This is a genomic window from Caballeronia sp. ATUFL_M2_KS44, from assembly GCF_023630965.1.
Classification (GTDB): domain Bacteria; phylum Pseudomonadota; class Gammaproteobacteria; order Burkholderiales; family Burkholderiaceae; genus Caballeronia; species Caballeronia concitans.
Genome location: NZ_JALQEA010000022.1, coordinates 1 through 24,138, shown reverse-complemented (window position 1 = coordinate 24,138; position 24,138 = coordinate 1). Strand labels below are relative to the sequence as shown.

General features: G+C 63.7%; 25 protein-coding genes. 10 read left to right on the top strand and 15 right to left on the bottom strand.

The features are described from left to right. The first annotated feature begins 26 nt into the window (after positions 1-26). The 3 genes from NCR39_RS11805 (at position 27) to NCR39_RS11795 (ending at position 2,635) form a co-directional block, all read left to right on the top strand. Complete coding sequence (locus tag NCR39_RS11805) at positions 27-983, top strand: LysR substrate-binding domain-containing protein (protein WP_250452358.1); 957 nt, start codon at positions 27-29, stop codon at positions 981-983. 123 nt (positions 984-1,106) lie between these two features. Further along, on the top strand, positions 1,107-1,433 hold the full coding sequence (locus NCR39_RS11800; RefSeq protein ID WP_250452357.1) for a hypothetical protein: 327 nt from the start codon (positions 1,107-1,109) through the stop codon (positions 1,431-1,433). Continuing rightward, positions 1,430-2,635, top strand: a complete 1,206-nt coding sequence (locus NCR39_RS11795; protein WP_250452356.1) for an MFS transporter — start codon at positions 1,430-1,432, stop codon at positions 2,633-2,635. The genes NCR39_RS11800 and NCR39_RS11795 overlap by 4 nt, the downstream gene beginning before the upstream one ends. A gap of 32 nt (positions 2,636-2,667) precedes the next feature. Here the strand turns inward: NCR39_RS11795 and NCR39_RS11790 are convergent, their stop codons facing one another. After that, positions 2,668-2,979, bottom strand: a complete 312-nt coding sequence (locus NCR39_RS11790; RefSeq protein ID WP_250452355.1) for a DUF3761 domain-containing protein — start codon at positions 2,977-2,979, stop codon at positions 2,668-2,670. A gap of 139 nt (positions 2,980-3,118) precedes the next feature. Beyond that, the gene (gene ychF, locus NCR39_RS11785; protein WP_250452354.1) at positions 3,119-4,213 is read right to left on the bottom strand and encodes a redox-regulated ATPase YchF; all 1,095 of its coding nucleotides are present in this window, start codon (positions 4,211-4,213) and stop codon (positions 3,119-3,121) included. A 203-nt stretch (positions 4,214-4,416) separates the two neighbouring features. Here ychF and NCR39_RS11780 point away from each other — a divergent pair, with 203 nt between their 5' ends. The 4 genes from NCR39_RS11780 to NCR39_RS11765 all read left to right on the top strand — a co-directional run bounded on the left by NCR39_RS11780 (position 4,417) and on the right by NCR39_RS11765 (position 9,059). Continuing rightward, the gene (locus NCR39_RS11780) at positions 4,417-5,589 is read left to right on the top strand and encodes a UbiH/UbiF family hydroxylase (RefSeq protein WP_250452353.1); all 1,173 of its coding nucleotides are present in this window, start codon (positions 4,417-4,419) and stop codon (positions 5,587-5,589) included. 60 nt (positions 5,590-5,649) lie between these two features. Beyond that, positions 5,650-6,381, top strand: a complete 732-nt coding sequence (locus NCR39_RS11775; RefSeq protein ID WP_250452352.1) for a DsbC family protein — start codon at positions 5,650-5,652, stop codon at positions 6,379-6,381. 112 nt (positions 6,382-6,493) lie between these two features. Then, positions 6,494-8,317 (top strand): M61 family metallopeptidase, encoded by a 1,824-nt coding sequence (locus tag NCR39_RS11770; RefSeq protein ID WP_250452351.1) that lies wholly within the window; start codon positions 6,494-6,496, stop codon positions 8,315-8,317. Positions 8,318-8,462: 145 nt separating this feature from the next. Continuing rightward, the gene (locus NCR39_RS11765) at positions 8,463-9,059 is read left to right on the top strand and encodes an FMN-dependent NADH-azoreductase (protein ID WP_250452350.1); all 597 of its coding nucleotides are present in this window, start codon (positions 8,463-8,465) and stop codon (positions 9,057-9,059) included. Positions 9,060-9,132: 73 nt separating this feature from the next. On the opposite strand, the gene NCR39_RS11760 is transcribed toward NCR39_RS11765, so the two are convergent. From NCR39_RS11760 to rpe, 8 genes are all read right to left on the bottom strand, one after another. Next, positions 9,133-9,903, bottom strand: coding sequence for a uracil-DNA glycosylase (locus tag NCR39_RS11760; RefSeq protein ID WP_250452349.1), 771 nt, complete (start codon positions 9,901-9,903; stop codon positions 9,133-9,135). After that, positions 9,900-10,553, bottom strand: a complete 654-nt coding sequence (locus tag NCR39_RS11755; RefSeq protein WP_250452348.1) for a CYTH domain-containing protein — start codon at positions 10,551-10,553, stop codon at positions 9,900-9,902. Before NCR39_RS11755 ends, NCR39_RS11760 begins: the two co-directional genes overlap by 4 nt. A gap of 12 nt (positions 10,554-10,565) precedes the next feature. Further along, positions 10,566-11,351, bottom strand: a complete 786-nt coding sequence (gene trpC / locus NCR39_RS11750) for an indole-3-glycerol phosphate synthase TrpC (RefSeq protein ID WP_250452347.1) — start codon at positions 11,349-11,351, stop codon at positions 10,566-10,568. A gap of 11 nt (positions 11,352-11,362) precedes the next feature. After that, on the bottom strand, positions 11,363-12,394 hold the full coding sequence (trpD, locus tag NCR39_RS11745; RefSeq protein ID WP_250452346.1) for an anthranilate phosphoribosyltransferase: 1,032 nt from the start codon (positions 12,392-12,394) through the stop codon (positions 11,363-11,365). Continuing rightward, entirely contained in the window at positions 12,391-12,981 is a 591-nt protein-coding gene (locus NCR39_RS11740) for an aminodeoxychorismate/anthranilate synthase component II (RefSeq protein ID WP_250452345.1), read from the bottom strand. The genes trpD and NCR39_RS11740 overlap by 4 nt, the downstream gene beginning before the upstream one ends. Before the next feature lie 12 nt (positions 12,982-12,993). After that, a complete protein-coding gene (gene trpE / locus NCR39_RS11735) occupies positions 12,994-14,490 on the bottom strand; it encodes an anthranilate synthase component I (RefSeq protein ID WP_250452344.1) in 1,497 nt (498 codons plus the stop codon). A 397-nt stretch (positions 14,491-14,887) separates the two neighbouring features. After that, positions 14,888-15,628: a phosphoglycolate phosphatase gene (gph, locus tag NCR39_RS11730; protein WP_250452343.1), complete on the bottom strand. Its 741-nt coding sequence runs from the start codon at positions 15,626-15,628 to the stop codon at positions 14,888-14,890. After that, entirely contained in the window at positions 15,625-16,314 is a 690-nt protein-coding gene (gene rpe / locus NCR39_RS11725; protein WP_040050047.1) for a ribulose-phosphate 3-epimerase, read from the bottom strand. Before rpe ends, gph begins: the two co-directional genes overlap by 4 nt. A gap of 292 nt (positions 16,315-16,606) precedes the next feature. On the opposite strand from rpe, the gene apaG reads away from it, so the two are divergent. Next, complete coding sequence (gene apaG, locus NCR39_RS11720) at positions 16,607-16,981, top strand: Co2+/Mg2+ efflux facilitator ApaG/CorD (RefSeq protein ID WP_250452342.1); 375 nt, start codon at positions 16,607-16,609, stop codon at positions 16,979-16,981. A gap of 12 nt (positions 16,982-16,993) precedes the next feature. Here apaG and NCR39_RS29900 read toward each other — a convergent pair whose 3' ends face one another. Beyond that, a complete protein-coding gene (locus NCR39_RS29900; protein WP_502800206.1) occupies positions 16,994-17,143 on the bottom strand; it encodes a hypothetical protein in 150 nt (49 codons plus the stop codon). Here NCR39_RS29900 and mltA point away from each other — a divergent pair. After that, positions 17,142-18,308, top strand: coding sequence for an MltA domain-containing protein (mltA, locus tag NCR39_RS11715; RefSeq protein WP_040050050.1), 1,167 nt, complete (start codon positions 17,142-17,144; stop codon positions 18,306-18,308). The genes NCR39_RS29900 and mltA overlap by 2 nt on opposite strands. Positions 18,309-18,331: 23 nt before the next feature. Here the strand turns inward: mltA and paaK are convergent, their stop codons facing one another. The 4 genes from paaK to paaN all read right to left on the bottom strand — a co-directional run bounded on the left by paaK (position 18,332) and on the right by paaN (position 22,775). Then, positions 18,332-19,636 (bottom strand): phenylacetate--CoA ligase PaaK, encoded by a 1,305-nt coding sequence (gene paaK / locus NCR39_RS11710; protein ID WP_250452341.1) that lies wholly within the window; start codon positions 19,634-19,636, stop codon positions 18,332-18,334. A 66-nt stretch (positions 19,637-19,702) separates the two neighbouring features. Continuing rightward, complete coding sequence (gene paaI / locus NCR39_RS11705) at positions 19,703-20,089, bottom strand: hydroxyphenylacetyl-CoA thioesterase PaaI (protein ID WP_250452381.1); 387 nt, start codon at positions 20,087-20,089, stop codon at positions 19,703-19,705. A gap of 58 nt (positions 20,090-20,147) precedes the next feature. Continuing rightward, complete coding sequence (gene paaG, locus NCR39_RS11700) at positions 20,148-20,939, bottom strand: 2-(1,2-epoxy-1,2-dihydrophenyl)acetyl-CoA isomerase PaaG (RefSeq protein WP_250452340.1); 792 nt, start codon at positions 20,937-20,939, stop codon at positions 20,148-20,150. Positions 20,940-21,065: 126 nt separating this feature from the next. Then, entirely contained in the window at positions 21,066-22,775 is a 1,710-nt protein-coding gene (paaN, locus tag NCR39_RS11695) for a phenylacetic acid degradation protein PaaN (protein ID WP_250452339.1), read from the bottom strand. Between the two features lie 138 nt (positions 22,776-22,913). Here paaN and NCR39_RS11690 point away from each other — a divergent pair, with 138 nt between their 5' ends. Then, positions 22,914-23,690 carry an enoyl-CoA hydratase gene (locus NCR39_RS11690; RefSeq protein ID WP_250452338.1) on the top strand — a complete coding sequence of 259 codons (777 nt, stop codon included), beginning with the start codon at positions 22,914-22,916 and terminating at the stop codon, positions 23,688-23,690. Positions 23,691-24,138: the final 448 nt, after the last annotated feature.

The window sequence follows — 24,138 nt, the reverse complement described above, 5'->3', positions numbered from 1 at the left end:
GACCGCTTTCGATTGTTGTGCTACCTATGCATCGTTTCAACGAACCCCTCACTCAAGATTTGCCGCCCCTTCTTACGCTGCGCGTTTTCGAATCCGTGGCACGCCATCTGAGCTTCGTTCGCGCCGGAAGCGAACTCGCCGTCACGCAGAGCGCAGTAAGCCATCAGATTCACAAGCTGGAGCAACATCTTCGCGCGCCGCTGTTCGTGCGGCACGCACGCAACATCGAACTGACGCCCGAGGGCCGCCGGTATTACGTCAAAGTGCGTCAGGCGCTCGAGTGGATCGCAGAGGCAACGCGCGAGGTGCGCGGCAGCGGCAGGTCCGGGGCGCGTCTGCGAGTGAGCCTGCTGTCATCGTTCGGGACGCACTGGCTGGCGCCGAGGCTCGCGGACTTCAGCGCCGAGAATCCCGACATTCATCTTCAGTTACTGCCATCGATAGAGCTGGCGAACCTGGGCGCGGGCGGCGCCGATGTCGCGATACGCTACGGCGAAGGCCACTGGCCGAACGTCACCGCCTCAATGTTCATGCCGGAGCGGCTGTCTCCGGTTTGCAGTCCGGCTTATCTGGAAGAGCACGGGCCATTCGCAAATGCGTCCGCGCTGTGTCGAGGGCCGTTGCTGATGTCGTATGCCCACCGCCACTTTGAATGGGAAACCTGGAGCGCCCGCTTCGGAGCCGATCTATCGGGCATTCCGAAGATCATGCTGCACGATTACAACATCGTTCTCGAAGCGGCTGTCGCTGGGCAGGGTATCGCGATGGGGCGACATCGCCTGATCGAAAGACGGTTGGCCGCCGGCGCGCTCGTTGAAGCCGTTCCCGGCGCGACTTGCGAAGGAGGTATCGGCTACTGGCTTGTTACCGCTGAGGGACCCGGCGACGTCGCGACCGGACGGTTCGTTGACTGGATCCGTCGAGCTGCTATGACAGCGGAGCATCGGGCAGGCGCAGCGGTGACGGATGAGCGAATTCGATAGTTGTATTCAAACGTTTGATTGGTCGGCAGTGAAGGGGTTGGATAGGATTGCTGCATCGTTCAGGGCTGTATTGTCGATGGCGGCCGAACGCCACGCGCATGCCTGAGACCTCAATACGCGCTCATGGATAAATTTAATTCAACATTCCTAATAATTAATCGCGAATTGTCGCGTGTTGTGAAAGAAAGCTACGTGAATGTCGAGCGACCAGTCGCTGCGCCGGCGTTCGGCCGGATCTGCTGGATGTTGACGCCGGTCGTTCATTCGCATGAACTGCCTGTCGGCGCGTTTCTGCCTTGCAATATCACATACCAGGCCCATGAGACGCCGCTTGCCGGCGTCGTCGCAACCGATAGCGCGGACAGCACCCGCGGCTGGATCGAAAGGCTGTTCGCGTCGGTGTCGTATCGAATGGCGCCGCTGCAGCGCGCGGTAGCGGAGGCTCCATGAATCTGTTCTTACTGGCTACCTTCGTTTATCGCTTCGCGAATGGCTTGTTGTTTCTCGCGGTTGCATGGAACCTCGTCCGATCGGCCAACGGCGGCGCCGTGGCGCTTGCCGTGTCGGCGATCGGGGAATTCTTGCCTGCGGTGATCGCCGCTCCGTTCGCGCGTCGTCTGCTCGAGCGGGTGAATAGCGGCAAGCTGACGCTTCGGGGCATCGCCGGCTTATGCGCGTGCGCGCTGGCCTTTACGCCGTTCCTGCATCACCCTGTCGCGCTGCTCATCATCAACTTCATGGTGCTGTCCATCTTCTTTTTGCTCGAGGGCGCCTGGGATGCGCTTCTGGCCACGATCGCGGGCAGTCTCGCCGCGAGAAAAAGCGACAGACTCAACGCGCGGCAAAGCGCGGCGACCCAAGCTGGGCTGATGCTTGGCGGCTTGCCACTTGGCTTGCTCGTTCGTCATGGGGGCGATGCCATGCCGTTCTTCGCAGCAGCGATTCTCTACGTGGCGGCGCTGCTTCTGTTTGCTGTGCCTGCGCTGCGGCGCGTCGTATGGAATGAGACGCTGCCCCGAGCCACCGGGGCGAGAGCCGCGACGATGATCGATGGCGTCTGCGTCGCGCCGCCGACTGCCTGGACCGTTCTGCTGACGCTCGCGCTCGTGTGGCCATGCCTGACGCTCGTCAATATGGTGTTGCCGCTAGTCGCGAACTCGAAGGGACATGGGGCCGTGGAGCATGCGGCCGTGCTGGACGCCGCGATCGGGCTGGGCATGGCGTGCATCGGTATCGCCTACGAGAAGGTGGTGAATCTGGCGGAGCCGATCCGACGCGCCTTGATCATCGCGCTTGCTTGCTGCGTTCCGCTGCCATTCGTCGCGCTCTTGGCGATGCCGTATTGGCTTCCCTTACTGGCGCTAGCGTTCTTCCTGTGTGGTGTCGGATTCGGACTCTTGCGCGTGAGTCTGCGCAAGCAGCTCATCGCGACACAACCGGCGCATCGAGTCGGACAGATCGTGGCATCGTGCAATGCATACGGATTCCCCGTGCTTGCAGTGCTCGCGCTTCTCTATGCGCAAAGCTGGCAGCGCGGCGTGTTCGTTCCGCTGGCGGCTTTCTCTGCGATGGCGTTCATCGGCGTAATGGCCACACTCGACGTACGACGCCCGAACGTTGCGCCAGAGTCAGCGACGCCAGACGTCGGGTAGTCACGCGTGATTTGCGCGGCGCCGCCCGGCGCCTATTCCCACCGCGCCACGCCCCCATGCCGCGAGCACGTGCCGCTGTGGTGCCGGCTGAAGCTATAAGATCCATCGCGGCATTGCGCGCTCGCGCCTTCCGGCACGGCGCCCGAGCGCGAATGCGCCGGTGCGTGGACGACGTTGCCATCGCGGTTCACGTACTGGCCGTGATTGTCGAGGTCGGATTCGTCGGGTTGCTGCTGGTAGTGGCCATTGTAGTAAGCATTCGCCGGTGCGCAAGGCACGACGACGGCCGCCAGCGCCACTGCGCAGCCCACGATGAACGTACGGATTCCTGAAGATTGATTCATGCTTTCGGTCTCTCTCGTTGTTGTTGTCGGCGATATTCGCCCGATACCGCCCATGAAAAAAGCGGAGCACCATTTTTCAGGCACTCCGCTTTTCGAATCAACCCGCTTTGACAGTCTTTGACTTGTCTTGTCGCGCCGTTTAGACGTTGAACAAGAAATTCATCACGTCCCCGTCGTGCACCACATATTCCTTGCCTTCCGCCCGCATCTTCCCGGCTTCCTTCGCGCCTTGTTCGCCCTTGTACGCGACGTAGTCATCGAACGAAATGGTCTGCGCGCGAATGAAACCGCGCTCGAAGTCGGTGTGGATCGCGCCGGCGGCTTGCGGGGCCGTATCGCCGATATGGATGGTCCACGCGCGCACTTCCTTCACGCCCGCCGTGAAGTACGTCTGCAGGCCGAGCAGCTTGAAACCCGCGCGAATCACGCGATTCAGCCCCGGCTCGTCCATGCCCATGTCGGCGAGGAAGTCCTGCTTGTCGGCGTCGTCGAGATCGGCGATTTCCGCTTCGATCGCCGCGCACACCGCGATCACCGGCGCATTCTCCGCTTCTGCATGCTTGCGCACGGCATCCAGATACGGATTGTTCTCGAAGCCGTCGTCCTTCACGTTCGCGACGTACATCGTCGGCTTCGACGTGATCAGGCAGAACGGCTTGATGAGCGCCTGTTCGTCTTCGTTCAGGTTGAGGCCGCGCACCGGCTTCGCCTGATCCAGCTGCGCGCGCACTTTTTCCAGCACGGCGACGAGCTTCGCCGCTTCCTTGTCGTTGCCCGATTTCGCGGCCTTCGAGTAACGCGTGAGCGCCTTTTCGACCGTCGCCAGATCCGCCAGCGCCAGTTCGGTGTTGATGACTTCGATATCCGCGATCGGATCGATCTTGCCCGCGACGTGAATCACGTTCTCGTCTTCGAAGCAGCGCACGACGTGCGTGATGGCATCCGTCTCGCGGATGTTCGCGAGAAACTGGTTGCCGAGACCTTCGCCCTTGCTCGCGCCGGCCACGAGGCCCGCGATATCGACGAACTCGACGACCGCCGGCAGGATGCGCTCGGGCTTCACGATTTCGGCCAGCGCGGTGAGGCGCGCGTCCGGCACTTCGACGACGCCGACATTCGGCTCGATCGTGCAGAACGGGTAATTCTCGGCGGCAATGCCCGCCTTGGTCAGTGCATTGAAAAGAGTGGACTTGCCGACGTTAGGCAAGCCGACGATGCCGCATTGGAGGCTCATGGAATCCTTCGAACTGGTGAGACGGCGCTTCGCCGCGCGGGTTCGTCAAACGATGCGCGCCGGGCGGCGGCAGAAAAGCGCGCGCCAGCGCCGGGGCCGCATCCGCGGCCGGGCAAACCGACATTGTACCGCCGCGCGGCCTGTGCGTTCCCGCCCGCGCAAGCGTCAAAACCCCCGCAACCCTCGCGGCTATAATGCCCGACATGACTTCGCATCCCTTGACCTTTCACGCGGTCGTCGTGGGCGGCGGGCTCGTCGGCAAGACGGCCGCGCTCGCGTTCGCCCAGTCCGGCCTGCGCACCGCGCTGCTCGCGCCGCAAGCGGCAGGCTTGCCGCCGGGCGCCATGTTCGATTCGCGCATCTACGCGCTGTCGTCCAGTTCGCAGACGCTTCTGGAACGGCTGCGCGTCTGGCAGGCGCTCGATCGCTCGCGGCTCGGCCCCGTCTTCGACATGCGCGTGTTCGGCGACGCCCACGCGGAACTGCACTTCTCGGCGTTCCAGGCGTCGGTGCCGCAACTGGCGTGGATCGTCGAATCGACGCTGATCGAACAGGCGCTCGACGCCGCCTTGCGCTTCCAGCCGAGCCTTTCGTGGTTCGACGCGCGCGCGCAAGGCATGACGATCGATGAAGACGCGGCTTTCGTCACGCTTTCGAGCGGCGAGACGCTGCAGACGGACCTCATCATCGGCGCGGACGGCGCGCATTCCTGGGTGCGCGCGCAAATGGGCGCGAAGATGGACCGGCGCGATTATCGGCAGACGGGCGTCGTCGCGAACTTCAAGTCGGAGCGTCCGCACGGCGAGACCGCGTATCAGTGGTTCCGCGATACCGAAATTATCGCGCTGTTGCCGCTGCCGGGCGATCACGTCTCGCTCGTCTGGTCCGCGCGCACGGAGCACGCCGACGAACTCATCGCGCTCGATCCGGCGCAGCTCGCCGCGAAGGTCGAAGAGGCGTCGCAATACACGCTCGGCGCGCTCGAATGCGTGACGCCCGCGCAGGGCTTTCCGCTCGGGCTGCAGACGGTGGACCGGCTGGTCGCGCCGCGCGTCGCGCTCGTCGGCGATGCCGCGCATCTCATTCATCCGCTGTGCGGGCAGGGCATGAATCTCGGCCTGCGCGATGTCGCCGCGCTCGCCGCTGTAATCGCGAACAAGGAAGCGTTCCGCGATCTCGGCGATCCCATTCTGCTGCGCCGCTATGAACGCGCGCGCCGCGAAGACATTCAGAAGCTGATGATCGTCACCGACGGCATGCAGCGGCTCTTTTCCGCGCCCGGCACGCTCGCGCGCGCGATTCGCAATACCGGCATGGCGTTCGTCGGGGCGCAGCCGCTCGCCAAGCGCTGGCTGGTGTCGGCGGCGCTCGGGTAAGCGTCAACTCACATTCAGCGGGGCGCTCGCCTGCGTCGCCCCGCATTCACGGGAAACGGCATGAAAACCACTCTTCGCCTGGGGATCGCTGCGGCCACGACGCTCGCCGTGACGCTCGGCCTCGGCTGCACGGCGCAGGCCGATCAAACCACCGACAAGCTCAAGTCGACGCTCGAATCGCGCATGGGCGATGCGACCATCAAGAGCATCGACAAGACGCCGATTCCGGGCCTCTACGAAGTGAACCTCGGCTCGCAGATCGTTTATAGCGATGCAGCCGGCAATTACGTTCTGATCGGCGATCTCGTCGATACGCGCAACAGCAAGAACCTGACCGAAGCGCGGCTCGCGGAAACCAACAAGATCGACTTCGCGAAGCTGCCGTTCGAGAACGCGGTGAAGGTCGTGAAGGGCAACGGCAGCCGCAAGATCGCCGTGTTCTCGGACCCGAACTGTCCGTACTGCAAGCAGCTCGAGTCGTCGCTGAAATCCATCGATAACGTGACCGTCTACACGTTCCTGTATCCGGTGCTGTCGCCGGATTCCACGGCCAAGTCGAAGTCGATCTGGTGCTCGAAGGATCGCGCGACGAGCTGGGAAGGGTGGATGCTCGATCGCAAGGCGCCGACCACCGCCGCCACGTGCGACACCACCGCCATCGACAGCAACCTGAAGCTCGGCCATTCGATGAACGTCACCGGCACGCCGACCGTGTTCCTCGCCGATGGCCGCCGTCTGCCGGGCGCGGTGCCCGCGGATCGGCTGGAGAAGGAAATCTCGGCGGTACGCTGAACGCCGGCAAGATCAAAGGTGAGGAGGCGCGCTGGCGCCTCCTTTGATTTTCGGCCTGCCGCTCGCGCACGCGCGCCGGGCAGCGCCCAAAAGAAGAACAAAGGACAACGCGATGACTTCCCTGACCGCATCCATGTCGCAACCGGTGCGCTACAGCATCGTTCCGAAAAATCCGGCCGCGCACCTCTTCGAAGTGACGCTCACCGTCGCCGAGCCGGACCCGGCCGGTCAGCGCTTCCTGTTGCCGGTGTGGATTCCGGGCAGCTACATGATTCGCGAATTCGCGCGCAACATCGTCACGCTGCAGGCGTTCAACGCGGCGGGGCGCCGGATCGCGATCGAGAAAACGGACAAGCACGCGTGGCAAGCCGCGCCGAGCGACGGCCCGATCACGCTGCGCTACGAGGTCTATGCGTGGGACATGTCCGTGCGCGCCGCGCATCTGGACGACACTGTCGGCTTCTTCAACGGCACGAGCGTTTTCCTCGCGGTGGAAGGGCAGTCGGGCGCGCCGTGCGTCGTGGATATCCAGCCGCCTGCGGGCGGCGCGCATCGCAACTGGCGCGTGGCGACCGCGCTCGGCGAATCGCGCGGAACGAAGCGCTACGGCTTCGGCAGCTACGAGGCGGCGAACTACGACGAACTGGTCGATCACCCCGTCACGCTCGGCGAATTCGCGCTCGGCGGATTCACCGCGCATGGCGTGAAGCATGACATCGTGATCTCGGGACGCGTCGTCGCGCTCGACATGCGGCGGCTCGAAGCCGACCTGAAGCGCGTGTGCGAGGCGCAGATCGCGCTCTTCGAGCCGCGCACGAAGAAAGCGCCGATGGACCGCTACGTGTTCATGACCGTCGCCGTCACGGATGGCTACGGCGGGCTGGAGCATCGCGCATCGACGGCGCTGATCTGCAATCGCGGCGATCTGCCGGTGCAGGGCCGGCCGGAAATGAGCGACGGGTATCGCACGTATCTCGGTTTGTGCAGCCACGAGTATTTCCATACGTGGAACGTGAAGCGCATCAAGCCGGCCGCGTTCGCGCCGTACGATCTCTCGCAGGAGAATTACACGTCGCTGCTGTGGCTGTTCGAAGGCTTCACGTCTTATTACGACGACCTAATGCTCGTGCGCAGCGGGCTCATCACCGCGAGCGATTACTTTTCGCTGCTCGGCAAGACCATCGGCGGCGTGCTGCGCGGCAGCGGGCGGTTGAAGCAATCCGTCGCGCAGAGTTCGTTCGATGCGTGGGTGAAGTATTACCGCGCCGACGAGAACGCGCCGAACGCCATCGTCAGCTATTACCAGAAGGGATCGCTGATCGCGCTGGCGTTCGATCTCTCGATCCGCGCGCAGACCGACAACCGCAAGTCGCTCGACGACGTCATGCGTCTGCTCTGGCAACGCTACGGCCGCGATTTCTACAGCGGAAAGGCGCGCGGCATTCGCGAAGACGAAGTGGAAGCGCTTTTCGCCGAAGCGACCGGCGCGGACCTGCGCACGCTGTTTCGCGACGGCGTGCGCGGCACGCGCGATCTGCCGCTCGATGCGCTGTTCGAGCCGTTCGGCATCGCGCTCGCGCCCGATCTGCCGACGAACGGCACGTCCGGCAAGCCGTCGCTCGGTGCGCGCGTGCGCGGCGGCGCGGATTGCACGCTGGCGGTCGTCCACGATGGCGGCGCGGCGCAGAAAGCGGGTTTATCCGCAGGCGATGTGCTCGTCGCGATCGACGGCTTGCGCGTCACCGGATCGAATCTGGACGGCCTGCTGTCGCGGTACATGCCGGGCGCGAAAATCGAGATTCACGCGTTCCGGCGCGACGAGTTGCGTCGCACGGAGCTGAAACTCGACGCGCCCGAAGTCTCGCGCTACCTGCTCGCCGCGATGGACGGACGCAGCCCGTCGAAGCAATGGCGCGAGCGCTGGCTGAAAGGCTGACCCTGGAACAGGCCACGCGGCGATTGTTCTACCGGTGCAACAATGCTTCACGGTCGCGCGGCTTTTTCCCGGACGTCGAAAAAATAAGAATGCTTCCTAACGCGGGCGCTCCCAGTGCCCGGACCCCTACAGGAAGGAAGCCATCATGACGACGATTCTGCAAATCAACTCGGCTGCTCGTTCGCAAGGCGCTCAATCGACGCTGCTCGCCGACGAACTCACCGCGAAGCTGCAACAAAGCAATCCGGGCGCGAAGGTGGTCGTCCGCAATCTGCTCGCCGACAACCTGCCGCACCTCGACGACGCGACGCTCGGCGCGTTCTTCACGCCCGCCGACCAGCGCAGCGCGGAGCAAAGCGCGATTGCCGCGAAAAGCGACGCGCTGATCGCCGAACTGCAAGCGGCCGATATCGTCGTGATCGCGGCGCCGCTGTACAACTTCGGCATTTCGTCGCAATTGAAGGCGTATTTCGACCAGATCGCGCGTGCGGGCATCACGTTCCGCTACACCGCGAACGGTCCCGAAGGGCTCGTGAAGGGCAAGAAGGTGTTCGTGGTGTCGGCGCGCGGCGGCAAGTACGTCGGTACGCCGCACGATTCGCAGACGCCGTATCTGCAGTCGTTCCTCGGCTTCCTCGGCATGACGGACGTGAGCTTCATCTACGCGGAAGGCCTGAACATGGGCGCCGATGCAGCCGGCGCGGCGCTGGCGCAAGCGCGCGAGGCAATCGCCGCGCTGTAAGCTGGCGATACGTTCGTGCATGAAAAAACCCGCTGGGTCGCGAGACCGCAGCGGGTTTTTTTCGTCGATGCACTCAGTCCGGCAATTGCCAGTCGATCGGCTTTCTGCCGTGCTGCACGAGAAATTCGTTGGCGCGCACGAAATGCCCGCAGCCGAGAAACCCGCGATGCGCCGACAGCGGCGACGGATGCGGCGCTTCCAGCACGCAATGCGCCTTGCCCGTGCCTTCGATCAACCCGCGCTTCGCCTGCGCATGCGCGCCCCACAGCATGAACACGAGGCCGTCGTGCCGAACCGCCATCTCGTGGATGAGCGTGTCGGTGCATTGCTCCCAGCCGCGCTTCGCGTGACTGCCGGCCTTGTCGCGCTCGACCGTGAGCGACGTGTTGAGCAGCAGCACGCCTTGCTCCGCCCACGCATCGAGGCAACCGTGCGAGGGCGCGGCGTAACCGAGGCTCGCGTGAATTTCCTTGAAGATGTTGCGCAGCGACGGCGGCGGGCGCACCGGCGCGGGCACCGAGAACGCGAGGCCGTGCGCTTGCGGCGCGCCCTTGTCCTCGCCGTGATACGGGTCTTGACCGAGAATGATCACCTTGACGTCGCCGGGGCGCGTCAGGCGCAGCGCGCGGAAGACATCGGCGGGATAGACGGTCTTGCCGGCGGCGCGCTCGGCATCGACGAATTCGCAGAGCGCGGCGTAGCGCGGGCTGTCGATGAACGCCTGCAAATGACGCCGCCAGTCGGCGGGCAGGGCGTCGAACTGGCTTTCGAGCGTCGTGAAGCCGGATGCGTCGGGAGTGCGCTCGGCTTCCGCGTCGTCAAAAAGTGATGGCTGACGATTCATGCTTCGGCGTCGCTGATGTTGCTCTCGGGCCGCTCGCGCAGCCGATACCCGCGCTGCGCCTTGCTGTCGTCCTCGGGATCGAGCTCCGGGAACGCGCCGCGCAACTCCGCCGCGAGCATTTCGAGCGCGTCGGCATCGCCGCTTTTCAGCTCGATTTCCACTTCGCTGATTTCCGCGCGACGCGTCTCGCCATCGACATCCGCCGTGATCTCGCCGGAATCGAGCGCGACTTCGATCTGCGATCCCTCGCGCTCCACGTCCCACACGATGCGCGTGAAGTCCGTGCGAAACAACGCGATCAACTCCGGCGCGGCGGCCTGGAGCGCGTCGCGGGCGGCGTCGTCGTCGCAGGCGGCGACGAGTGCATCGATTTCGAGCGCTTCGCCTTGCACCGGCAATTCCCATTCGTGCCGGCTATGCAACCCGGCCTTCGCTTCGCCGAGCGTCTTGTACGTCTGCAGCCATTGATCCGGCGTGCGGCGCAGGCGCAGCGCGGACTTCGCTTCTGCGAGCGCCAGCGACGGCGTGTCGAAGTACACGTTGCCGAGCTTCATCGGCTTGCCCGGCCCGGTGCGCTCGTCGAAGAAGCGCGCGACGTCGTCATGTTGCGACGGCGGCAGCGCGAGCTTGATTTCCCGTTCGATTCCCACGATGCGGCCCGGTCAGAAAAACATGCGGGCGAGTTCCGCGCCCGGATCGTCGGCGCGCATGAACGCTTCGCCGACGAGGAAAGTGTGCACGTGCATCGCGCGCAGGCGCTCGACATCGACGCGCGACAGAATGCCGGATTCCGTCACGACGATGCGATCGTCCGGCACGGATTCGAGCATGCCGATGGTCGTGTCGATCGTCGTCTGGAACGTGCGCAGATTGCGGTTGTTGATGCCGATGAGCGGCGTCTTGAGCGTCAGCGCGCTGCGCAATTCGTCGGCGTCGTGCACTTCGACCAGCACCGTGAGGCCGAGCGAATGCGCGTAGGCTTCGAGATCCTGCATCTGCGAGAGTTCGAGCGCGGCGGCGATCAGCAGAATGCAGTCCGCGCCCATCGCGCGCGCTTCGATCACCTGATACGGGTCGATGATGAAGTCCTTGCGCAGCACCGGCAGGCTGCACGCGGCGCGCGCTTCTTCCAGATACGCGACGCTGCCTTTGAAGAACTGCACGTCGGTGAGCACGGACAGGCACGCGGCGCCGCCTTGCTCGTAAGAACGGGCGATGTCGGCGGGCACGAAATGCTCGCGCAGCACGCCTTTCGACGGACTCGCTTTCTTCACTTCGGCGATCACGGCGGCCTGATTCGCCGCATGCTTCGCGCGCAACGCGCCGACGAAATCGCGCAAATCGCGCGAACTCGCTTCGAGCTTCAGTTCTTCGAGCGGGGCGCTTTGTTCGGCGGCGCGAATCTCTTCGCGCTTGACCGCGATGATGCGATCCAGAATGTCACTCATGTCCGGTTCCGTTAACTTTTGAACTGCTGCGTGAACTTCACGAGCGCTTCGACTTTCTCGCGCGCCGCGCCGCTTGCAATCGCCTCGCGCGCGGCGGCCATGCCATCCGCGATCGAATCGACGATATCGGCCGCGTAAAGCGCCGTGCCCGCGTTCAGCGTGACGATTTCCCGCGCGACGCCCGCCTTGTTGTTCAGCGCGCCGAGCAGCATGGTCTTGGATTCCTGCGCGTCCTGCACTTTCAGCGAACGGTTCGACACCATTTGCAAGCCGAAGTCCTCGGGATGAATCTCGTACTCGGTCACTTCGCCGTGCTTCAGTTCGCCGACCACCGTCGACGCGCCGAGCGACACTTCGTCCATGCCGTCCTTGCCGTACACCACGAGCACATGCTTCGCGCCGAGCCGCTGCATCACGCGAACCTGAATGCCGACGAGGTCTTCATGGAACACGCCCTGAAGCTGATTCGGCGCGCCCGCCGGATTCGTCAGCGGCCCGAGAATGTTGAAGATGGTCCGCACGCCGAGTTCGCGTCGCACGGGCGCGACGTTCTTCATCGCCGGATGATGGTTCGGCGCGAACATGAAGCCCATGCCCGTTTCGGCAATGGATGCGGCCACTTGTTCCGGCGTCAGGTCGATGTTCACGCCGAGCGCTTCGAGCACGTCCGCGCTGCCCGACTTGCTCGACACGCCGCGATTGCCGTGCTTCGCGACCTTCGCGCCGGCCGCCGCCGTGACGAACATCGACGCGGTGCTGATATTGAACGTATGCGATCCGTCGCCGCCGGTGCCGACGATATCGACGAAATTCGAGTTGTCCTCGACTTCGACGTGATTCGCGAACTCGCGCATGACGGTCGCCGCCGCCGCGATCTCGCCGATGGTTTCCTTCTTCACGCGCAAGCCGGTGATGATCGCGGCGGCCATCACGGGCGACATCTCGCCGCGCATGATCGTGCGCATGAGATGCAGCATTTCGTCGTGGAAGATTTCGCGATGCTCGATCGTGCGTTGCAACGCTTCCTGTGCGGTGATGGTCATCGTTTCGAGCCCTTGCCTGCTGCTGTGTTTTTCACGAAATTCTCCAGCAGGGCGTGGCCGTGCTCGGAAAGAATCGATTCCGGATGGAACTGCACGCCTTCCACTTCCAGTTCACGGTGACGAACACCCATGATCTCGCCGTCCGGCGTCCACGCGGACACTTCCAGACAGTCGGGCAAAGACTCACGCTCAATTGCGAGCGAGTGATAGCGCGTCACGTTGAAGTGTTTGGGCAGATCGGAGAACACGCCCTTACAGTCGGTTTCGATCTGGCTCACCTTGCCGTGCATGATGGTCTGCGCGCGCACGACGCGCCCGCCGAACGCCTCGCCGATCGCCTGATGGCCGAGGCACACGCCGAGAATGGGCAGCTTGCCGGAAAACTCGCGCAGGACGTCGAGCGTGATGCCCGCGTGCTGCGGATTGCTCGGCCCCGGCGACAGGCAAATGCGGTCCGGCCCGAGCTTCGCGATTTCATCGAGCGTGATTTCGTCGTTGCGATAGGTGCGCACGTCCTCGCCAAGCTCGCCGAAGTACTGGACCAGGTTATAGGTGAACGAATCGTAGTTGTCGATCATCAGCAGCATGGTCTTGTCTCCTCAGAAGTCGCTGTCGAGGCCGTCTTGCACTTGCTCGGCGGCGCGCAACACGGCGCGCGCCTTGTTCTCCGTCTCTTGCCATTCGGACTCGGGCACCGAATCCGCGACGACGCCCGCCGCCGCCTGCACATACAGATTGCCCTTGTGGATGAGACCGGTGCGGATCGCGATGGCCAGATCCATCTCGCCGCTGAACGACAGATAGCCGACCGCGCCACCGTACAGTCCGCGCTTGACCGGCTCGAGTTCGTCGATCAGTTCCATCGCGCGGACTTTCGGCGCACCGGACAGCGTGCCGGCAGGGAAGGTCGCGCGCAGCACGTCGAAGTTGTTCATGCCGGACTTGAGCTTGCCTTCCACCGAACTCACGATGTGCTGAACGTGCGAATACTTCTCGATGATCATCTTGTCCGTCACCGCGACCGAACCCGTGTCCGCGATCCGGCCGACGTCGTTGCGCGCGAGGTCGATCAGCATCACGTGTTCGGCGATTTCCTTCGGATCGTTGAGCAGTTCGGTGGCGAGTTCGGCGTCGCGCTCGGGCGTGTTGCCGCGCGGACGGGTGCCGGCGAGCGGACGAATCGTCACGATGCGGTCCTCGGCGCGCTTTTCCTGACGCACGAGAATTTCGGGCGACGCGCCGACCACGTGAACATCGCCGCCGAAGTTGTAGTAGTACATGTACGGCGACGGATTGAGCGACCGCAGCGCGCGATACAGCGAAAGCGGGTTGTCGCGGAACGGTTTGATGAGTCGCTGACCGACCTGCACCTGCATCAGTTCGCCCGCCGCGATGTATTCCTTCGCGCGGCGCACGGCGTTCAGATAGTCCTCTTTCGCGAACTCGCGATAAGTCTCGGTGCGCACGCTCGCGGAGGTCACCGGCGGCTGGACGGTCGTGCGCAGCCGGGCGCGCAATTCGCGCAGACGATGCTTCGCCTTGGCATACGCTTCGGGCTTCGTCGGATCGGCGTAGACGATGAGATAGAGCTTGCCCGCGAGGTTGTCGATGACCGCGACTTCTTCCGTCAGCAGCAGCTGGATGTCGGGCAGACCGAGATCGTCGGGCGGCGCGGTGTCCGCCAGTTTCTTCTCGATGTAGCGCACCGCGTCATAACCGAAATAGCCGGCCAGACCGCCGCAGAAACGCGGCAAGCCCGGACGCAGCGCCACCTTGAAACGCTTCTGGAATCGCTCGATGAACGCGAGCGGATCGCCTTCGTCGGTTTCGGTCACGTTGCCGTCGGTGACGACTTGCGACACGCCGTTCTGCACGCGCACCATCGTGCGGGCCGGCAAGCCGATGAACGAATAGCGCCCGAAGCGCTCGCCGCCCACCACCGATTCGAGCAGAAACGAGTTCGCGCCGTTGCGCTCGGATTGCGCGAGTTTCAGATAAAGCGACAGCGGGGTTTCGAGGTCGGCGAGCGCTTCGGCGATCAGCGGAATGCGGTTGTAGCCTTCATTCGCCAGCGATTGGAATTCGAGTTCGGTCATGGTGCGATCCTTGATCGACGCGCGCTGTTATGAGAGAACGCGGCATCGGGAAGAACGTGGGCGCTGCGATCGGCTTGTTTCTCGCGTTGTCGGCGGATGCGCCCGGGCCGCGCGGATGCGGTTCGGGCGATCGGAGCATGCACGGCCGTGCGTTGCGTGCGGCAAACATCACGCAACGCAGCGCATGCCGAAGCAACGCTCGGTGTACGACAGTTCAACGGAAACGGCGCAGGAATGCGCAGCGAAACAAAAAACGGATGCCGAAGCTAGTGCAAGAGAATGCGACATGGCTTCGGCGTACCTCGGGCGAGGTTAGCGCGACCAGCGACGCCAGGGCCAGGCTCCCCGGTCGATGCTGCTCAGACTCCGTTTTCTGTTGAGAAACATGAGAGATGGACTATTCAGTCAGTGTGGTGTCGGGCGGCGCCAGTGTCGCGGCGATCGCCATGGCTGCGGTGCGCAGCGTGGAAACTATACCATCGGACTTCACTGATTGCACAGCTTTCCCGTGGTTGTAACCGTACGGCACGGTGAGCGTCGCCATGCCCGCCGCGCGGCCCGCGAGCGCGTCGTTTTCCGAATCTCCGACCGCCACCGTTTCGCGTGGCAGCACGTCGAGACGGTCGCAGGCGGTGAGCATCGGGAGCGGATCAGGCTTCTTCAGCGCGACGGAATCGCCGCCGAGAATCACCTTGAAATACTGCGCGACGCCGAAGTGCGACAGCAGTTCCACCGCGAAGCGATGCGGCTTGTTCGTCACGCACGCGAGCGCGATGCCAAGTTCGCGCATCGCTTCGAGGCCTTCTTTCACCTCGGGAAAAAGCGTCGAATGCTTGCCGTTGATCTTCGCGTATTCGCTTTGATAAGTGGCGAGCGCGTCGTCGAACTGCGCGGTGGCTTGCGGATGCGGCAGCCGGGCGGCCAGCACGCTGCGAATCAGATTTTCCGAGCCTTTGCCGATGTAGCCCACGACTTCATCGCGCGTGACGGGCGGCTCCACGCCGATGCGCGCGAGCATGCCGTTGAGCGCGGCGACGAAGTCGTCGGCGGTATCGACCATGGTGCCGTCCAGATCGATGATGGCCGCGCGGATTGGCCGGACGGAGAAAACGGGCAGCGCCGTCGTGGTGTCGTTCATTGTTGCGCTCCCGATTTCGCGAGTTCGGCGCGCATGGCGTCGATAACCTGTTTGTAGTCCGGCTTGCCGAAGATGGCCGACCCGGCGACGAACGTGTCCGCGCCGGCGGCGGCGATTTCCGCGATGTTGTCCACTTTCACGCCGCCGTCGATTTCCAGATGGATCTCGCGGCCCGTGCGCTCGCGGTAAGCGTCGATGCGCGTGCGCGCTTCGCGCAGCTTGTTGAGCGCCTCGGGAATGAACGATTGCCCGCCGAAGCCCGGATTGACCGACATGATCAGCACGAGGTCGACGCGATCCATCACGTGGTCGAGGTAGTTGAGCGGCGTCGCGGGATTGAACACGAGGCCGGCCTTGCAACCGTGGTCGCGGATCAGCGAGAGCGTACGGTCGATGTGATCCGAGCCTTCCGGATGAAAGCTGATCACATTCGCGCCGGCTTTCGCGAAATCGGGCACGATGCGATCGACGGGACGCACCATCAGATGCACGTCGATGGGCACATCCACGTGCGGGCGGATGGCTTCGCATACCATCGGGCCGATGGTCAGATTCGGCACGTAATGGTTGTCCATCACGTCGAAGTGAATCCAGTCGGCTCCGGCGGCGACGACGTTGCGGACTTCCTCGCCGAGCCGGGAGAAATCGGCGGAAAGGATGCTGGGAGCGATATGAAATTGCGCCATGGACGTATCTGATGTGGGGGCCGGAAGGCATGAAAGCCCGACAGCCTAGAAGCTCGCGAGCCGGCAGGCGGGAAGGGCGGCCCGGTGCGGCCGTGCGTCGAAGTCATGATTCTAACCCGCGATTTTCGCGGCGTAAGTCGGCCGAACGGCCAGGTGGACGCGGCGCCGTGCGGCCGGCGCGCCGGATTCCATGTTGCGGGCACGGGCTGCATCAAGCAGAATGCCTGACCAATAGCGGCGCACCCGCTCGTTGTCTGCCGGCAGCGAAGCGACGAATTGAATTGGAACAACAATGAGCCAGTACGAATTCAGCGTTTCCGTCGAGACGCGATATCTGCCCGACCAGTCCGACCCGGACAGCCGCCAATACGCCTTCGCCTACACACTGACGATCCGCAACACCGGCGAGGTTGCCGCGCAACTCATCTCGCGTCACTGGATCATCACCGACAGCGACAACCACGTGCAGGAAGTAAAAGGGCTCGGTGTAATCGGGCAGCAGCCGCTTCTGCCGCCCGGCCAGCAATTCGAATACACGAGCTGGGCCGTGATCGCGACGCCCGTCGGCACCATGCGCGGCGAGTATTTCTGCGTCGCGGAAGACGGCGAGCGTTTCGAGGCGCCTATTGCCGAATTCGCGCTGCACATGCCGCGCACGCTGCATTGAGCGCTGCGGAAATTATCGGCGCTTGGCGGCGTCGTTCGCGCGATTCTGGTGTTTCTTCTTCCCCGACGCCGTCCACGCGACGATGAAAATCAGCAAGGCAAGCGCCACGAGCGCCTCGAGCGCAAAAATCAGCATCGGATATTCGTCGAACAGATCAGACATGGCGGTTCCCATCAAGAACGAGCATTGTATGCGCAGTATCGTGCGAAGCGCGGCACGGGGAGCGGCCTGGGCCGCATCGGTTGCAACGGCCGTCCTCCTCGCCTCGTGCGGCGGCGGCACTTATGTGAAGCCAGGGCCGAGCACGGCGGGCGGCACGCCGATCACGACGGGGCAGCGCGCCGCGTCGCGGCTCACTGCGGTGAGCTGGCAGCAGGTTCCCGGCTGGAAGGACGATTCGCTCATCGGCGCGACCGCCGCGCTGCGCCAGAATTGCAGCCGGCTCGCACGCCAACCCAATTGGCAGCGGGCGTGCGCAGCGGCGCAGCGTCTCGATGACCTGGACATGTCCGAAGCGCGCAGTTTCTTCGAGACCTATTTCACGCCATTCCAGTTGGCGAACACCGACGGCACGCTCGACGGTCTCGTGACCGGCTACTACGAACCGCTCTTGCGCGGCTCGCGCACGCGTCACGGGGCGTATCAGTACGCGTTGTATCGATGGCCGTATCGCTACAAGCCCGGCGCCGCGCTGCCCGCGCGCGCCCAGCTCGAACGCTCGGGCGTGCTGAACGGCAACGAACTCGTCTGGGTGGACGATCCGATCGAAGCGTTCTTCCTGCAAGTGCAGGGATCGGGGCGCGTCGTCATGGAAGACGGCAGCGTCATGCGCGTGGGCTTCGGCGGGACGAACAACCAGCCGTATCGGTCGATCGGCAGGGAGTTGCTCGACCGGGGCGAACTCACGCCGGCCCAGGCGACGATGCAAGGCATCAAGGCGTGGGCGAAGGCGAATCCGGCGCGCGTCGATGCGCTGCTCGACGTGAATCCGCGCTTCGTCTTCTTCCGCGAAATGCCCGCGAACGACGTGATGACGGCTAGTCTCGGCGATGGCCCTGTCGGCGCGCTCGGCGTGCCTCTGACGCCCGAACGTTCGATCGCGGTCGATCCTTCCGCGATTCCGCTCGGCACGCCCGTGTTCCTCCAGACCACACGGCCGCTCAGCAACCAGCCGATGAACCGGCTGGTCTTCGCTCAGGACACCGGCACGGCAATCAAGGGCGGCGTGCGCGCCGACTACTTCTGGGGCCTCGGCGACGACGCGGGCGATCTGGCCGGCCGCATGAAGCAGGGCGGCCGGATGTGGCTCCTGATGCCGAACTCGTGAGCCGACGAAGCGCGAAGCGTTGACTAGACCTTCGCGTTTCGCTTGTCCACCACCCGCCGCGCCTTCCCCACAGACCGCTCGATGCCGTTCACCTGCAGCACGTTCACCACGGCACTTACGCCGATCAGCGCCTTGATGTCATAGGCGAGCGCGGCCTTTGCGCTGTCGAGCGCGGCGATGTCCGGCGCCGATTCGGGGCACGGCTCGCAATTAAGCGTGAGCACGTCGAGCGGACCTTCTTTCGTCAGCACGATCTGATAATGCGGCGCGAGCACTGGCCGCTTCAGCAACAATTCTTCGATCTGCGTCGGGAAGACATTGACGCCGCGCACGATCATCATGTCATCCGACCGCCCGGTGATCTTCTCCATGCGACGCATCGTGCGCGCCGTGCCCGGCAGGAGCCGGGTGAGATCGCGTGTGCGATAGCGGATGATCGGCAGCGCTTCCTTCGTGAGCGACGTGAACACGAGTTCGCCGAATTCGCCGTCCGGCAGCACTTCGTCGGTTTCGGGATCGATGATCTCCGGATAGAAGTGGTCTTCCCAGATCGTCGGACCGTCCTTCGTTTCGGCGCACTCCGAGGCCACGCCCGGCCCCATCACTTCCGAAAGGCCATAAATGTCGACGGCGTCGATGCCCATGCGCTCCTCGATAGCGCGGCGCATGTCGTTCGTCCACGGCTCCGCGCCGAAGATGCCGATGCGCAGCGAACAGCTCGCCGGATCGAGACCTTGCCGCTCCAGTTCGTCCGCGATGGATAGCATGTAGCTCGGCGTCACCATGATGATGTCGGGCTGGAAGTCCTGAATCAGTTGCACTTGCTTCTCGGTCTGTCCGCCGCCGAAGGGAATGACCGTGAGCCCCGCGCGCTCCGCGCCGTAATGCGCGCCGAGCCCGCCGGTGAACAGGCCGTAGCCGTAGCTCACGTGCACCTTGTCTCCGCGACGCGCGCCCGCCGCGCGGATTGAGCGCGCGACGAGATCCGACCACGTCTCGATGTCCTTCGCCGTGTAGCCGACGACCGTGGGCTTGCCCGTCGTCCCCGACGATGCATGGATGCGCGCGACGCGCTCTTGCGGCACGGCGAACATGCCGAAAGGGTAGTTGTCGCGCAAGTCCTTCTTTGTCGTGAAGGGAAAGCGTGCGAGGTCGGCGAGCGACTGAACGTCGTCCGGATGCACGCCCGCTTCATCGAACTTGCGCCGATAGACCGGCGAATTCTCGTAGGCGTGCTTGAGCGACCATTTCAGGCGCGCGAGCTGGAGCGCGACGAGTTCGTCGCGGCTCGCCTTCTCGATCGCGTCGAGCGGCAACGGTGTAGTCATCGATGTCTCCTTCATGTCGCTATGCGGCGCGGATCGTGGCCGCGTCCGCCTGATCGATCGGTCCCGTCACGCGGGAATCACGGTGCCCTTGATCTGGGCGGACTTGCCGCGAAACATCGCGACGACTTCGCCTTCGCGATTGGTGACGCGAATATCGTAGATGCCGGTGCGTCCGCTCAACGCTTGCTCCGCCGCCTCCGCGGTCAGGCGGTCGCCGCCGTGTACCGGCCGCAGAAACTCGATTGAGCAACCCGCCGCGACCGTGCTGACGTTATAAGAGTTGCACGCGAAGGCGAACGCGGAGTCCGCGAGCGTGAACATGAGGCCGCCGTGACAGATTGCGTGGCCGTTCAGAAAGTCCGGGCGGACGTTCATCTGAAGGCGCGCATAGCCGGGCCGCACTTCTACTAGCTCGATGCCGAGCGCGCGCGAGCACGCGTCTGCTTCGTACATGGCCTTGGCCGTGGCTTCGGCGAGTTGTTGAGGCGTCACACGATTCTCCGTAGTCGATTCACAGGCCTTCGAAGCGCGGCGCGCGCTTTTCCTTGAACGCGGCGACGCCTTCCATATAGTCGGGCGATGCGCCGAGTTCGCGCTGCACGTCGCGTTCGAGGTCGAGTTGGGCGTCGAACGAGTTCGTTGCGCTCGCGCGCATCGTTCGCTTGATCGCGGCGACAGCGCGGACGGGCTGTTTCGCAAGCTGGGCGGCCAGTCGCGCGGCTGCGGGCTGCAGCTCGGCATCGTCGACGACGCGCCACACGATGCCCCACGCTTCGGCCTTCCCTGCGTCGAGCTTGTCGCCGGTGAGCGCGAGTCCCAGCGCGCGCGCTTCACCGACGCGCCGTGCCAAGAGCCATGTGCCGCCGGAATCCGGCACGAGGCCGATCTTCACGAACGCCTGAATGAAGCTCGCCGAACGCGCCGCGATGACCATGTCGCAGGCCATCGCCAGGTTCGCCCCCGCGCCCGCAGCCGTGCCATTGACTGCCGCGATGATCGGCAGCGGCATCGACTGAAGACGGCGCACGAGCGGATTGAAGTGCGCGTCGATCAGCTCGCCGAGATCGGACATCGATCCCGGAGTGAAGTCCAGATCGGCGAGATCCTGCCCAGCGCAGAACGCACGCCCCGCGCCGGTCAGAACGATTGCGCGCGCGTTGCCCGATTCGGCTTCATCGAGCGCGCGGCTCAGTTGACCATGCATCTCGCGCGTGAAACTGTTCAGCTTGTCGGGGCGATTGAGCGTGATGGTCGCGACGCGCGTATCGCCATCGATTTGAAACAGGACAGACTGCTCGGACATGACATCTCCTTGGGCGCGAGCCGCGTTCGAATTCCTCACACGCCGATACTAGACGCGCGGCCCGGCGCTTTCCATTAGGCCGAATGGCATAAGCCGATTCCGACTTTGCGTTTCCCGTTGTTTTGCCTATGCCGTTTGGCCAGCTTCCGCAGCAACCGCTTCCGGTGCAACATGCATCCGGCTCTGCACGACGCGGAAGCGATTCGCGACGAACGCGGCGTCGGCGAGCGCGGCGTTCGCGGCCGGGTTGGCGCCGGTGCCGTGGAAGTCGGAGAACGCTGCGGACTGGTTGACGAAGACGCCGCCGGTGAGGTTGATCGAGAGCGCGACGCCGCCGCGAATCGCGGCTTCGTGCGCGGCGTCGATGACGGCGTCGTCGGTGCTGTAGACCGAGAGCGTCAACGCGCCGTGCTCTTGCGCAATGGAGCCGGCGAGATCGAGCGATTGCGCCGTGGAATCGGTCGCGACGACGAACGCAATCGGGCCGAACCATTCCTTCGTGAACGTGCGCTCGTCCGTACGTGCGTCGAGTTTCAGCAGAAGCGGCGTGAGCACGCGTGCATCGGGGAAGGCAGGATGTTGAAGCGTCCGACTATCGAGCAGTACGTCGCCAATCTTGCGCGCTTCAGCGACGCGTGCCGCAATGCCTTCGTTCTGAATCGCGCCGGTCAGCTCGACGGCGCGCGCGGGGTCCGACGTGAGCTTCTCGACTGCGCCAGCGAGCGTTTTCGCGACGTCGTCGAAGCTGAGCTGGCCGTCGGCGGTGCGGATGCCGTCGCGTGGCACGTAGATGTTCTGCGGCGCGGTGCACATCTGGCCCGAGTACAGCGCGAGCGAGAACGCAATGTTGCGCGCGGCGGCTTTCATGTCGTCGACGGAATCGATCACGATCTGATTCACGCCCGCCTTCTCGGTGAACACCTGCGCCTGATGCGCGTTGCGCTCGAGCCAGGTGCCGTTCTGCGTGCTGCCGGTGAAGTCGATCAGCTTGATCTCCGGACGCACGGCGAGTTGTTGAACGAGGGCGCCGTCGTTCGGTTCGGTGGCGAGAAGCGTGACGACGTTGGGGTCGAAGCCGGCTTCACGCAACACGTCGCGGGCAATGCGCACGGTGATCGCGAGCGGCAGGATCGCGCCGGGGTGCGGCTTGACGATGACGGTATTGCCCGTGGCGAGATCGGCGAACAGGCCCGGATAGCCGTTCCACGTCGGAAAAGTGCAGCAGCCGAGCACGAGACCGGTGCCGCGCGGGACGATGGTGAAGCGCTTTTGCATCGCGAGCGGCGGATTCTTGCCCTGCGGCTTTTCCCAATGCGCTTGGGTCGGAATGCGCCGCAACTGATCCCAGGCATAGACGACGGCTTCGAGCGCGCGGTCCTGCGCATGCGGGCCGCCGGCCTGGAACGCCATCATGAACGCCTGACCGGTGGTGTGCATCACGCTGTAGCCGATCTCGAAGCTCGCCCGGTTCAGCCGAGACAAAATCTCGAGGCTGACGCCAACCCAGGCTTGCGGACCCGCCGCGCGCCACTGCTGATGCGCCTGCTGCGAGGCGCGAACGAGAGCGTCAGGATCGGCCTTTGGGTATTTGATATCGAGCGACGTTCCGAACGGCGATCGCTCTTCGCCGACGACATCGCCCGTCGATGGTTGATCGAGCTCGAACGTCTTGCCAAGATGTGCTTTGAAGGCGGCTTCACCGTCCGCGTTGGCCGTTTCCCCGTACACTTTGGGACTCGGCATTTCGGCAAACGGGCTCCAGTAGCCGCGAGTTTCGATAGCGGAGAGCGCTTTGTCGAGCATCGCTTCGTGCTTCGTGAATAGCGGATGTGTCATGGTCGCAAGAGAGAGAAGTGAAGGACGGTGCAGGCCGATTAATTAACCGACCGGTTGGTTGGTGATGGTAGCATTATCGAGATGATGGTCAACAACGTCAGTCATTAGGACTTACCAGAGGATCGCCAGGAGGAGCGAATGGCATACGAGAACGTGCTGGTGGAAACACGCGGCAGAGTCGGATTGATCACACTGAATCGTCCGAAGGCGCTGAATGCGCTCAACGATGCGCTGATGGACGAGCTTGGCGTTGCGCTCAAGGCTTTCGACGCCGACGAGGACATCGGTGCCATCGTGTTGACCGGCAGTGAGAAGGCGTTCGCGGCGGGAGCGGACATCGGCATGATGGCGGGTTATTCCTACATGGACGTCTACAAGGGCGACTACATCACGCGTAACTGGGAAGCCATCCGTTCCATCCGCAAGCCGGTCATCGCGGCAGTGGCGGGGTTTGCGCTGGGCGGCGGATGCGAGCTTGCCATGATGTGCGACATCATCATTGCCGCCGACACCGCGAAATTCGGACAACCGGAGATCAAGCTGGGCGTGATCCCGGGTGCGGGCGGTACGCAGCGCCTGCCCCGGGCGGTATCGAAGGCCAAGGCAATGGATATGTGCCTTACCGCGCGCATGATGGACGCCGCGGAAGCCGAGCGGGCGGGGTTGGTGTCTCGAGTGGTTGCGGCTGACCGTCTGCTCGACGAGGCCGTCGAGGCCGCGACGATCATCGCCGGGTTCTCGTTGCCAGCCGTGATGATGGCCAAGGAGGCCGTCAATCGCGCATATGAGACGACGCTCGCGGAAGGCGTCCACTTCGAGCGGCGCTTATTCCATTCGCTGTTCGCGACGGAAGATCAGAAAGAGGGTATGGCTGCGTTCGTCGAAAAGCGAAAGCCGGCGTTCAAGCATCGGTGATTCTTTAATTGCGAAATCGCTTGCATATCCCACATCGACTCACTAGAATTCCGTTCCTTCGCGATTCACTGAACGCGAAGGAAGCGGGAGTAAGCAGTTTCGTGGGTGCGGGTGAGAGCGATGCAAAGGTTTCTCAAGCGCAGTCAGCAAGTAAAAGCGGTTCAAAAACTTGTTGACAGACTCCGAAGCGATGTTCATAATCTCGCTTCTCTGCTGCTGATGCAGCAAACGCCGGACGGAAGCGGCGCTGAGCAAGGTGCTCGGTGCGGTGAAGTAAGAAGTCAGGCGGTGTGCTCTTTAAAAACTAACAGCCGATAAGTGTGGGCGCTTGATGGCGAGTGCGGCCGGTTCTTCGGAATCGGCGATAGCAAAAGTAATCAAGAGTCTCACACGAAGTATTAAGAGGAAGGTTTTTGTCTTAGGACAATAATCATCGTCAGTACGTTGA